Annotated in this window: 10 protein-coding genes; 3 read left to right on the plus strand and 7 right to left on the minus strand. The window is 72.9% G+C overall.

From position 1 onward, the window contains the following. Positions 1 to 29: 29 nt before the first annotated feature. From CCN33_RS12400 to CCN33_RS12410, 3 genes are read right to left on the minus strand one after another with little or no spacing between them, the layout of a single operon-like run. Entirely contained in the window at positions 30 to 980 is a 951-nt protein-coding gene (locus CCN33_RS12400) for an ABC transporter substrate-binding protein (RefSeq protein WP_244173775.1), read from the minus strand. Continuing rightward, the gene (locus CCN33_RS12405) at positions 977 to 1,480 is read right to left on the minus strand and encodes a GNAT family N-acetyltransferase (protein WP_086693694.1); all 504 of its coding nucleotides are present in this window, start codon (positions 1,478 to 1,480) and stop codon (positions 977 to 979) included. The genes CCN33_RS12400 and CCN33_RS12405 overlap by 4 nt, the downstream gene beginning before the upstream one ends. 2 nt (positions 1,481 to 1,482) lie before the next feature. Further along, a complete protein-coding gene (locus tag CCN33_RS12410; protein WP_086693686.1) occupies positions 1,483 to 2,607 on the minus strand; it encodes an LLM class flavin-dependent oxidoreductase in 1,125 nt (374 codons plus the stop codon). Between the two features lie 575 nt (positions 2,608 to 3,182). Here CCN33_RS12410 and CCN33_RS12415 point away from each other — a divergent pair. Continuing rightward, complete coding sequence (locus CCN33_RS12415; RefSeq protein WP_086693687.1) at positions 3,183 to 4,172, plus strand: amino acid ABC transporter permease; 990 nt, start codon at positions 3,183 to 3,185, stop codon at positions 4,170 to 4,172. Continuing rightward, the gene (locus CCN33_RS12420) at positions 4,169 to 6,139 is read left to right on the plus strand and encodes an FAD/NAD(P)-binding protein (RefSeq protein ID WP_086693688.1); all 1,971 of its coding nucleotides are present in this window, start codon (positions 4,169 to 4,171) and stop codon (positions 6,137 to 6,139) included. Before CCN33_RS12415 ends, CCN33_RS12420 begins: the two co-directional genes overlap by 4 nt. A 46-nt stretch (positions 6,140 to 6,185) precedes the next feature. Here the strand turns inward: CCN33_RS12420 and CCN33_RS12425 are convergent, their stop codons facing one another. Genes CCN33_RS12425 through CCN33_RS12440 form a run of 4 tightly spaced genes read right to left on the minus strand, consistent with a single transcriptional unit; the run spans position 6,186 to position 9,785 of the window. After that, complete coding sequence (locus CCN33_RS12425; RefSeq protein WP_086693689.1) at positions 6,186 to 7,061, minus strand: TauD/TfdA dioxygenase family protein; 876 nt, start codon at positions 7,059 to 7,061, stop codon at positions 6,186 to 6,188. Positions 7,062 to 7,121: 60 nt separating this feature from the next. Then, entirely contained in the window at positions 7,122 to 7,928 is an 807-nt protein-coding gene (locus CCN33_RS12430) for an ABC transporter ATP-binding protein (protein WP_086693690.1), read from the minus strand. After that, positions 7,915 to 8,970, minus strand: a complete 1,056-nt coding sequence (locus CCN33_RS12435; protein WP_086693691.1) for a taurine ABC transporter substrate-binding protein — start codon at positions 8,968 to 8,970, stop codon at positions 7,915 to 7,917. Before CCN33_RS12435 ends, CCN33_RS12430 begins: the two co-directional genes overlap by 14 nt. Before the next feature lie 38 nt (positions 8,971 to 9,008). Further along, the gene (locus CCN33_RS12440) at positions 9,009 to 9,785 is read right to left on the minus strand and encodes an ABC transporter permease (protein ID WP_086693695.1); all 777 of its coding nucleotides are present in this window, start codon (positions 9,783 to 9,785) and stop codon (positions 9,009 to 9,011) included. Positions 9,786 to 10,263: 478 nt separating this feature from the next. Between CCN33_RS12440 and CCN33_RS12445 the strand changes: the two genes are divergently transcribed. Then, positions 10,264 to 11,753 (plus strand): hypothetical protein (locus CCN33_RS12445; protein WP_140394521.1); only part of this gene is annotated, 1,490 nt, incomplete at its 3' end.

Below are 11,753 nucleotides of genomic sequence, written 5' to 3' on the forward strand. Positions count from 1 at the left end.
GCGGTGGTCATGGTGGGTTCCGTCGCTTCTCAGGCGTGCTCGGGCGGGCTGATCCGCGAGCTGTCGATGGCGGAGCCGGTGGTGCCCCACTTCTTGAGGATGCGGTCGTAGGTGCCGTTCTTGATCAGCTCGTTGACGGCGGCCTGGAACGCCTTGGTCAGCTTCGAGCCCTTCTTGAAGGCGAAGCCGACGTCGAGGCGGTGGTACTCGCCGAGGAACGCGGTGTGCGCGGCGGGCTGGGCGGCCTGGTAGCGCAGGCCGTTGATGGTCGACATGATCACGTCGATACGGCCCTGCTGGAGGGCGGTGATCGTCGCCCCGTTCTCCGAGTACACCTTCACCTCGTACGGCTTCTTGCCGGCCTTGGCGCACACCCCCTTCTGTGCGGCGAGGGTGGCCTCGAAGGTGGTGCCGGCGTTGATGCCGACGGTGCGGCCGCAGAGCTGGGTCAGGTCGGTGATCTTCCTTCCGAAGGAGGTGTCGCCCTGCTTCACGGCGAAGCCCTGGCCGTCGTCGATGTAGGTGACGAAGTCGATGGTCTTCAGCCGCTCGGTGGTGACGCCGAAGTTGCCGGTGCCCACGTCGTACTTGCCGCTGCCGAGGGCGGGGAGGATGGTCTCGAAGGAGGCGTCCTGCCGCTCCAGTCTGATCCCGAGCACCTTGGCGACGGCGGAGGCGATGTCGATGTCCTGGCCCTGGGGTGTGCGGGAGCCGTTCGGGTAGTACGCGGAGGGCGGCGCGCCGACCGAGCTGCCGATGCGCAGGGTGCCCGCGGAGCGTACGTCGGCGGGCAGCAGGGCGGCGGCGGAGTCGACCTTGTGGACGGCGGCCACGGGGTCGGCGGTCGGTGCGGGGGAGCCGCCGGCCGCGGTCGCCTCGGCGGGGTCGCCGGAGCCGCACCCGGTCAGGGCCAGCAGGGGCAGGAGCGCGGCGGCGGCCACGAAGGGGCGGGTGCGGCCGGGGATGCCGGGGAGCTTCACTGGGCGGTGGCCTTTCCGGTGCGGAGGTGTTTCTCGAAGGGCAGCGGGCCGATGGACTCCGGGTCGGCCTCGGTGTCGAAGAGCGGGCGGTAGCCGGTGTTCAGGTACAGCGCGCGGGCCTCGGGCTGGCGGGGTCCGGTGGTCAGGTAGATCCGCCGGTAGCCGCGGGCGCGCGCCTCGCGTTCCAGCTCGGCGACGACCTCGCGGGCCAGGCCCCGGCGGCGGTGGCCGGAGTGGGTCCAGATCCGCTTCAGTTCGGCGGTGGCCTCGTCGTACCGGCGGAAGGCGCCGCCCGCGACGGGTTCGCCGCCCTCGAGGATCAGCAGGAGGACACCGCCGTGCGGCGCGGTGAACTCCTCGTCGGGGTAGCGGGCGAGTTCGGCGTGCGCGTCCTTGCCGTAGCGGGCGGAGTACTCCTCGCCGAGTTCGCGCAGCAGGGGCCGTACGCGCGGGTCGGAGACGGGTACGTGGACGACGGACCGTGTGGAGAGGGCGGGCAGGGTCACTCGCCCACCGCCGTGAGCGGTCCGGTGCCGCCCGCGCGGGCGGCGTCCCGCTTGGCGACCTCCTCGCGGACGATCGGGATGACGTGGCGGCCGAAGTCGATGGCGTCGCCGAGCAGGTCGTAGCCCCGCGCGGAGAGGATGTCGACGCCGAGGTCGTAGTAGTCGAGGAGGGCCTGGGCGACCGTCTCCGGCGTGCCGACCAGGGCGTTGGAGTTGCCCGCGCCGCCGGTGGCGGCTGCGGTCGGGGTCCACAGGGCGCGGTCGTAGCGCTCGCCCGCCTCGGCGATGGCGATCAGGCGCTGCGAGCCGGCGTTCTCGGGGGCTCCGCTGCGGTGGTGGCGGACGAGACCCGCCTCGCGGCGCTGCTTGATCGCGCCGACCGTGCGGTGTGCCTTCTCCCAGGCCAGCTCCTCGGTGGGGGCGATGATCGGGCGGAAGGCGACCTGGATGCGGGGCACCTCGGTGCGGCCGGCCTCACGGGCGGCGGCCTTGACCTTCTCGATCTGCGCGGCGGTCTCGGCCAGCGGTTCGCCCCACAGGCAGTAGATGTCGGCCTCGGCGCCTCCGGCGGCGTAGGCGGCGGCCGATGAGCCGCCGAACGAGACGCCGGGGCGCGGCTGCTGGACGGGGAAGACATCGCTGACGAAGTCGTGGAACCGGTAGTGCTCACCCTCGTGGTCGAACGCCTCGTGGGTGGTCCAGATCTTCTTAACGATCCCGATGTACTCGCGGGTGCGGGCGTACCGCTCGTCCTTGGTGAGGGTGTCGCCCTCCCGGCGCTGCTCGTGGTCGTTGCCGCCGGTGATGAAGTGGACGGTGAGCCGGCCGTCGCTGATCTGGTCCAGGGTGGCGAAGGTCTTGGCGGCGAAGGTGGGGTACGAGACGTTGGGCCGGTGGGCGAGCAGGAGCTGCAGCCGGTCGGTGCGGGCGGCGATGTACGCGGCGGCGGGCGCGGGGTCCGGGGAGCCGGAGCCGTAGGCGAACAGCACCCGGTCCCAGCCGTGGTCCTCGTGGGCCCGGGCGAGGCGGAGGGTGTAGTCCCGGTCGAAGGCCGCGCCCGAGCGCGGGGTGGTTTCGGAGCCGTCGTTGGTCGCGGCTATGCCGAGGAACTCCACTGGCATGAGTGAGCCTTTCCGGCGAGAAAGCGCAGGCGTGCAGGACTGAACTGCCTTGCGCAGTGCAGAAGTTGATGGATCGTCAAAAAAGCGGCGTGACGACGACGGGCGTCGGGTGAAAGTGGGACGGTGCGGCGGCAGCGCGCGGAAGGGTGGGCATCGGCCCGCGCCGGGGCTCAAGCCGGCGGAGGGAAAGGGCCGGTCAGACGGCCCGCTGCCGAGTCAGGCGCAACACGAGGACGACCACACTCGACCGAAGTCGATGTGATCGCGCGTGACCAAGCGCTGCTGGGCATCCATGCGGTCAATTGAGCAGCGCATCTCGCTTTTCGTCAACCCATGACCGCATGTCGGACCACAACCGACGCCGTGTCCGCTGTGGTTGCGGAGGTGTGGTTGACAGACATGTGCGGTACACCCATACGATCGACGGCGGACGGGCCTGTCACGCGGCGGGCTCATCCGGTCGCGTTGAGGGACGCGGCACGTGACGACGCAGGCCACCGGCCGCACCGTACGCGAGTACGTGTGCCACCGGACGGTCGCCCACGTCCGCACCTCCCTCCCCGGAGCGTCTACCGATGGCCACGCCTTCCGATGTCACCTCTCCCTCCCTGCTGAAGCCCCCCGCGGCCGCGCCGCCCTCCGACGACACCGAGCTGCCCCGGATCGTGCCGCGCCGCCACCTCGGCCGCTGGATCGCCGCGGCCGTCGCACTGCTGGTCCTGGCCATGGTGCTCAACTCCGTGGTGCGCAACGACGCCTTCCAGTGGCAGGTGGTGGGGCAGTACTTCACCACCGCCGCCGTGCTCGACGGGCTGCTGCTCACCCTGTGGCTGACGGCCGCCGTGATGGTGCTGGCGTTCCTGCTCGGCACCGGCATCGCGGTGCTCCGCCTCTCCGCCAACCCCGTGCTGCGCACCCTGAGCTGGGGTTTTGTATGGATCTTCCGCTCGACGCCGCTGCTGGTGCAGTTGCTGTTCTGGTTCAACATCGGCGCGCTGTACCCGACGCTCGGCATCGGCATCCCGTTCGGCCCCGAGTTCGTCACGGTCAGGACGGTGAACCTGCTCGGGCCGACCCTGACCGCGCTGATCGGCCTCACACTGCACGAGACGGCGTACGCGGCCGAGGTGGTCCGGGGCGGCATCCTCTCCGTGGACGCCGGGCAGACAGAGGCGGCGCAGGCGCTGGGCCTCGGCAGCTGGCGCACCCTGCGCCGGATCGTCGTCCCGCAGGCGATGCGCTCCATCGTGCCGACGGCCGGGAACATGCTGATCGGCACCTTGAAGGGCACCAGCATCGTCAGCGTGCTGGCCGTGCACGACCTGCTGTTCTCCGTCCAGTTGATCTACAACCGGACCTACCAGGTCATCCCGCTGCTGCTGGTGGCCACCGTCTGGTACATCGCGGTGACGTCGGTGCTCAGTGTGGGCCAGTACCACGTGGAGCGGTACTACGGCCGGGGCGCCGCCCGCGCCCTGGCGCCGAGTCCGCTCGCCCGGCTCGGCCCCTGGCTGACCGTGCTGCGCGCCCGGACCCGCCGCGCCCCCCTCGGCGGTGACCGGTGACCACGCGCACCCTGGTGATCGTCGGCGCGGGACCTCGCGCCACCGGGCTGCTGGAGCGCATCGGCGCCAACGCGCCCGAACTGTGGTCGGCAGAGCATGAGTTGCGTGTCCATCTGGTGGATCCGCATCCACCCGGTCCGGGCCGGGTCTGGCGGCACGAGCAGTCGCCGCTGCTGCGGATGAACTCCATGGCCGAGGACGTCACCATGTTCACCGACGAGACCTCCACCGTGGACGGCCCGGTGCGCCCCGGCCCCTCGCTGGCCGAGTGGGCGGCCCAGTTCGCCGACCCGGACGCCCCGCGCTTCACGCCGTACGCGGAACCGGCCGACCCGGAGGTGCTCGCCGAGCTCCGCACCCTGGGCCCGGCCGACTTCCCGACCCGTCGGGCCCAAAGCGCGTATCTGGACTGGGTGTTCCGCCGGGCGCTGGCCGATCTGCCGCCCTCGGTGACCGTCGAGTGGCACCGCACCACCGCGACCTCGGTCACCGGTCCGGCCGACGGCCCCCAGGAGGTCCGGCTGGCCGGCCGCAGCGACCCGCTCCGCGCCGACCTGGTGATACTGACCCAGGGGCATCTCGGCTCGACCCCCGCCCCGGCGCACCGGGTTCACGCGGACTTCGCCCGGCGGCACGGGCGCTTCCATCTGCCGCCCGCCTTCTCCGCCGACGCGGACCTGTCGGGACTGCGGCCCGGCGAGGACGTCGTACTGCGCGGCTTCGGGCTGGCGTTCGTCGATCTGATGGTGCTGCTCACCGAGGGCCGGGGCGGCGCCTACCGGACCGAGCCGGACGGCACCCTGACCTACCTGCCCTCCGGCCGCGAACCCGTGCTGCACGTCGGCTCGCGGCGCGGGGTGCCGTACCACGCCAAGACCGGCTACCAGCTGCGGGGACCCCGGCCGCCGCTCCCCCGGTACTTCGGCCCGGAGGCGGTCGACGCGCTGACCGCGGGGGGCGGTCCGCTGGACCTGCGGCGCGACGTGTGGCCGCTGATGGCCAAGGAGATCGGGTTCGGCCACTACCACGAGCTGTTCCACGCACACCCCGAGCGCACGGCCATGCCCTGGCCGGAGTTCCTGGCCGCGTACGACCGATTCGGCTGGTACTCGGCCCGGTTGGCCGGGCTGGTCGCCACCGCCGTACCCGACCCGGCCGACCGGCTGGACTTCGAGGCGCTGGACCGGCCGCTGGACGGTCTCGTCTTCGACACCCCGGCGGCCTTCCAGGAGCACCTGCGCGCCTACGCCCGCGATGATCTGGCCCGCCGCGAGGACCCGGAGCACAGCGCCGACCTCGGGGCGTTCCTCGCACTGCTCTCCCTGTACGGCCAACTGCCCGGACTGGTGGCCTCCGGACGGCTGACGGCACGCTCGCTGGCGGACGACCTGGACGGCTGGTGGCACGGGTTCTTCAGCTTCCTCGCCTCCGGACCGCCCGGCTTCCGGCTGCGGGAGCTGGACGCGCTGTCCCGCGCCGGTGTGGTGCGCTTCCTCGGCGCCGACATCCGGGTCGGTACGGACGAGGCCAGCGGCACCTTCACGGCGACGAGTCCCACGGTGCCGGGTCACACGGTGCACGCGACCGCCCTGATCGAGGCGTATCTGCCGGGTCCGAACCTGGACCGCACCGAGGACCCGCTGCTGCGGCACCTGCACCGCACCGGCGCGCTGGCGGTGGAGGTGGTGGCCGACGGCACGCACCGGCACCGGTCCGGCCGGATCACCGTCTCCCCCGCCGACGGCCGTCTGATCGACCCCGGCCTGGGCCGGCCGCACCCGCGCCGGATCGCCCTGGGTGCCCCGACCGACAGCCGGGCCATCGCCGCCTTCGCCCGCCCCCGCACCGACGCGCCCGCCTTCCGGCAGAACGACACGGTGGCCAGGGCGGTGCTGCGGGCGCTGGACGCCGAACCGCCGGAGCCGTACGTGCCGGGTCCGGTCGACTGCGCACGGGTCGGGGGCTGATGGACGAGGGGGCTGCCCGGACGACGACCGGGCAGCCCCTTCGTCCTTACGCCTGCGGCCCCACCGGGATGTCGCCGCGCAGGGTGATCCGGTGCATCACCCGGTGCTGGTCGCCGTAGTCGCGGTTGGCGTAGTGCGCGGTGCTGCGGTTGTCCCACAGGGCCACGTCACCCGGCTGCCAGCGGTGCCGGACCACATGTTCCGGCTTGGTGAGGTGGGCGTAGAGAATGTCCAGCAGGCCCCGGCTCTCGTGCTCGGAGACGCCGACGATGTGCGAGGTGAAGCCGGGGTTCACGAACAGCCCCTTTCGCCCGCTCTCCGGGTGCACCCGCACCACCGGATGCTCCACCGGCGTGAGCTGCGTGAACACCTCGCCCTCCCACAGGTTGCCCTTCCCCTGCCGGCGCTGGGCCAGGTAGTAGCCGAACTCGCGGGAGCCGTCGTGCACGGCGGTGAGGGTGTCGATGTGCGCCCGCAGCCCCGGCGACAGCGACTCGTACGCGGCCTGGCTGTCGGCCCAGTTGGTGTCGCCCCCGGTGGGCGGCAGCACCACCGCGCGCAGCACGGAGACGGCGGGCGGCCGGGCGACGAAGGTGACGTCGGTGTGCCACACGTCGGCGAAGCCGTTGTCCTGGCTGTCCAGCGAGTACACCTCGGGCGGCACGTCGCCGGAGTCGTGCACCGGGTGCCCGACGGTGACCTCACCCAGCCGGCGGCCCAGCTCGATCTGCCCCGCGTCGTCGAGCAGGTGCTGTCCCCGCACGAAGAGGACCTTGTGGCGCACCAGGGCCTCGCGCAGCGCGAGCACGCCGTCGTCGTCCAGGCGCGCCAGCTCGATGCCGTCGATCTCGGCACCGATGTTCGGGCCCAGCTCGGTGAGCGGCAACCGCGTCGCCGCGGGCCGGTCGCTGAGGATGCTCATACGGATGTCCTTTCCGGTACGGCCCCGTCCGGGACCTGGTTTCTCGTCTCGGTACGGCGGTCAGACCGCGGCGGCGCTCTTCACGGCGTGCGCGACCTCGGCGCGCAGTTCCCCGAACTCCGGTGAGCCGCGCAGCTCTTCGGCGTCCACCGCACCGCGCGGCAGAGTGATCGGCAGGTCGAGCGCGACGGTCCCCGGGCTCTTGGTCAGCACCACGATGCGGGAGCCGAGGAACACGGCCTCCTCGGCGGAGTGCGTCACGAACACCGTGGTGCGCCCTGTCTGGGCGGCCATCCGGCGCACGTCCTCCTGGAGCCGTTCCCGGGTGAGCGCGTCCAGCGCCGCGAAGGGTTCGTCGAGCAGCAGCAGCGGGTTCTCGGCGGCGAGCGCGCGGGCGATGGCGACGCGCTGCTGCTGGCCGCCGGAGATCTCCCAGACCCGGCGCGCCTCGGTGCCCTCCAGCCCGACCCGTGCCAGCAACTCGGCCCGCCGCTCGGGCCATCGGGCGCGCTCGACGCCCGCGTACCGCAGGGCCAGGTCGAGGTTCCCGCGCACGGTGCGCCACGGGAAGAGCCTCGGCGTCTGGAACACCACGCCCGCCGTGTCGCCGGGGCGGGGATCGGTGCCGGAGACCTGCACGGTGCCCTCGCTGGGCCGCTCGAACCCGGCGATCAGGCGCAGCAGGGTGCTCTTGCCGCAGCCGGAGGCTCCGACCAGGACGAGGAACTCCCCGGTGGGCACGGTGAGATCGACCGGGCCGACGGCGGTGACGGCACCGTACCGATGGATGACGTGGTCCAGCCGGACGGCACCGCCCTCGGCTCCCCCTGACCCGACCTGGGCTTCCGCCAGCTCACTTGAGGACATCGGGCAGCCCCTTGAGGTAGAACGCCTTCTCGACGGAGGCCGCGGAGGGCGCCGCGTCGATCTGCTTCTGAGCGGCCAGGAAGCGGCCGGTGTCGCCGACGTAGGTCAGCAGCTTGCCGGGCTTGCCGTCGGTGCCCAGCCACTCGGCCGAGGTCACCTGCTCCGGGGTGAGGAACACGCCCTGCGCGAGCTGGGCCCGGGCGTCGGCGGCGCTGATGTTCAGCTCGGCCGCGACCGCTTTCACCGCGCCCTCGTGGTCGGACCTCAGCAGCCGCAGCGCCTCCGCCTCGGCCTTGCGCCACGCGTCGATCGCCTTCGGGTCGCGGGCGATCAGCTCGTCCGAGACGACGGCGAGGTCTAGGGTCGGCTTGCCCGAACCGGCCACCTGCCTGCTGCTGGTGAGCTGCCTACCCGTCTTGCGTAGCTCGTCCAGCGTGGGCAGCCAGACGTACGCGGCGTCGATGTCGCCCCGCTGCCAGGCGGCGAGGATCGCCTGCGGCTGGAGGTCGATCAGCTTGACGTCGGACGGCTTCAGCCCGGCCTTGTCCAGCGCGGCCAGCAGGCTGTAGTGCGAGGTCGACGCGAACGGCGTGGCGACCGTACGCCCCTTCAGCCCGGCCACGTCCGGGATTCCGGTGCTCTTCCGCGCCACCAGCGCCTCGTTCTCCCCCGCCACGTCGAGAATCCAGGCGACCTTGTACGGGATCGGCGACGGCCCGGATATCCCGCGCGCGAACGGGCTCGACCCGAGCGCGGCGATGTCCAGGGACTTGCCGAGGAAAGCCTGGTTGACACTGGCTCCGGAGTCGAACTTGATCCAGGTGACGGTGTGGTCCGGCAGCGCCTTCTCCAGCAGCTTTCTGTTCTTGACGATCAAGTCGCCGCTGGGAAAGGCGAAGTAGCCGATGCGCAGCCGTTTCCCGGCGCCGGAGGCCGAGGCGGAGCTGTCCGTGGAGCAGCCGGTGACCGCAGCGGTGGCGGCGACGGCGAGCGCACCCGCGAGCAGCTGGCGGCGGGACGGGCGGTGCGGGGCGTGAGACATGGAAGTGCCGTTTCTTCTCGCGGGAGTCGGTGTGCTTCTCAGGTGCGGCCGCGCCAGGGCACGACGGCCCGCTCCAGGCGCAGCAGCAGGCCGTCGATGATCAGGCCGGAGATGCCGATGGCGATGATGCCGACGAGCACGACCGGGGTGTTGTTGTAGTTGGCGGCGTCCTTGACCATGCCGCCGATGCCGGGCAGCCCGTTGACCAACTCCGCCGCCACGAGGGAGGAGTAGGCGACGCCGACGGCCAGCCGGACGCCGGTCAGCGTCTCCGGCAGGGCGGAGGGGATCACCACGTCCCGTACGACGTCCCAGCGCGAGGCGCCGAGCGCGCGGGCGGCCTCGGTGAGCGCCTTGGGCACGGCGGCCACGGCCGTGGTGGTGGAGACGGCGACCGGCGGGAACGCGGCCACGGCCAGCAGGGTGATCTTCGGCTCCTCGTTGATGCCGAGCCAGATGATCAGCAGGGAGAAGTACGCCAGCGGGGGCAGCGTGCGCAGGAAGGTGATCCACGGCTCGAAGAGTGAACGCACCCAGCCGACGGTGCCCATCAGCAGCCCGAACACCACTCCGGCCGCGATACCGATACCGGCACCGAACGCGATGCGGCGCAGGCTGATGCCCAAGTGCTCGATGAGATAGGTGCCGTTGTAGCCCCGGACCCCGTCGTGCGTGGTCGACACGTCGATGAAGGCCCGCCACACCCTGGCGGGCGGCGGCACCAGCGTCTCGCTCCAGGTGCCGCTCACCGCGAGGAGTTGCCACAGGAGCAGGAACAGGACGAGCGAACCGAGCGGCAGCGCACTACGCCTCAGGCGACCTGCGGAGCGGGCGGGACGGGGTGCGACGGCGGCCGGGAGCGGGTCGGCCTTCTCCGGGCGCAGGGAAAGGGACACGGGCGGCCTCCATGGGGGCCTCGTAACAGCGGCGTCGTGGATGAGCGGGTACGGCGAAGTGCCGCCTGCGCAGCGGGAGACACCGGTCCTGCGAGACACAACTCGCCTGGTACCGACCCGGGTTCACCTCACCGGGCGGAGCGGACCGTCAGGAATGCGCGGACGGCGGGGGTCAGCGACAACACGCGGCCGGGCGTCGGCACAGGTCGATGACCAGGCGTCGCACCAGCGGCATGGGATTCATGGGGCCCTTTTCTACCTCAGCCGGGGCCCACCACCAAGAGGTGTCCAGGAAGTGGACCACAGGGTGAGAGGGCCGGACAGGGCGCCGAGGCACGCGGTGACCCGAGCGGCGTTCACTCGTTTGCCGTAGCACCAGCTCCGAACGCCCCCGGCCGTGGAAGGCAGTCGCCCGATGGTCCTGTCCTCGCTCAGTCGTTCCCCGCACGGTTCGGGCAGCCGCCTGCTGCACGCCGAGCGCAGACTCGCCGAGCGGTACGCCGAGCTGGTACGCCTCGCCTACCTCGTCCTCCCGGCGTCCCTCGGCCGGCACCGCCGGGTACTCGCCGCGCACTCGCTGGTGCAACGCAGCCTGCCCGACGCCACGCCCGCCGTACCGGCGGCCCGCTCACCGGGGGCCGACCCGGACCGCTCGCTCCGGCTGGCGGTGGTGCGCGGGGCGCTCGCCCAGTGCCGGCGGCCCCGGCTGTGGCCGGAGGGGGTCCGGCCACCCCTGCTGCTGGTGCCCCGGCTGCCCGTGGTGTTCGGGCTGCGGCTGGCGCCGCGCTCGGGCGGGGCCGAGGAGATGGCGCTCGGCCAGGCCCTCTCCGACCTCTCCGCCCCGGCCCGCGCCGCCTTCGTCCTCCTCCGCGTGGAGGGCCTCACCGCCGACCACGCGCGCGGGGTGCTGGAGGCGGCCGGGGTCGCGGATGCCCGGATGGCGGTACGGGAGGCTGCCCGGCTGGACGCCGCGCTCGGTGCGTCCGCCGCGGCGGTGCTCACCTCGGACGAGTTCGACGCGTGCACCCTGCGCGCCCGCCCCACCGACCTGGTCCGCCGTCGCCGCCGGGTGCGCGTGGCCGCGCTCTCCGTGCTGGCGGGGGCCCTCGCGGCCGGCGGGCTGGCCGCCGTCACCCGGTCGGCACCGGACACGCCGGACGTCCACATGCCCCGGTCCGGCGATCTGATCCGGGTCGATCCCGGTGCGTGGGCGGACACCTCGCGAGTGGACTTCACCGCCTGGCCCCCGCGCGGGGACCGGGTGCGCGACCGCGCGCTGCTGGACCGGGCGCTGGCCGTGTGGGCCCATCCGCCGTCCGGTACACGGGTGGACCGCGCTCCCGGTACCCCGGCCGATCCCCCGCCGCGCGCACCGCGGCTGCTGTACGCCGGGTCGGTGGACGGGCACGCGGTGGTGGTGTTCCACGACGGCCAACGCCTGGTGCGGTACGGGGAGTCGGGCACCGGTGAGCGCCTCGCGCTGGCCCGCGCGGACGACGCCGACGTGACCACGGCCGCGGCTGTGGTGCTGGAGGAGCGGGGCGGCGCGCTGCGGTATCTGCTGGCGCCGTGGGTGGCGGAGTCCTCGGTACGCGACCTGGCCCGTCCGAACGCCCCCGCGCAACCGCTCTGGGTGGCGCGGGACGGGGTGACCGCGCCGGTGCCGCGGTGGACGGGCGGCGCCTGCGGGCACCGTCCGGCGCTGCAGCTGCGGTCGTCCCCGGCGATCGCGGAGCACCACGCGTTCCTGCTGGCCGACCTGGGCGGACTCACGCCCGCGCATCTGACGTACACCCCCCTGCCGGGCCACGGCTCGCCGCCCGCCCGGCAGCCGCGCGAGGCGACCGGCCCGGCCGCGCTGATGGCCTGGGGGCAGGCGGGCTGTGA

Source organism: Streptomyces recifensis, from assembly GCF_002154615.1.
GTDB lineage: Bacteria > Actinomycetota > Actinomycetes > Streptomycetales > Streptomycetaceae > Streptomyces > Streptomyces griseoluteus.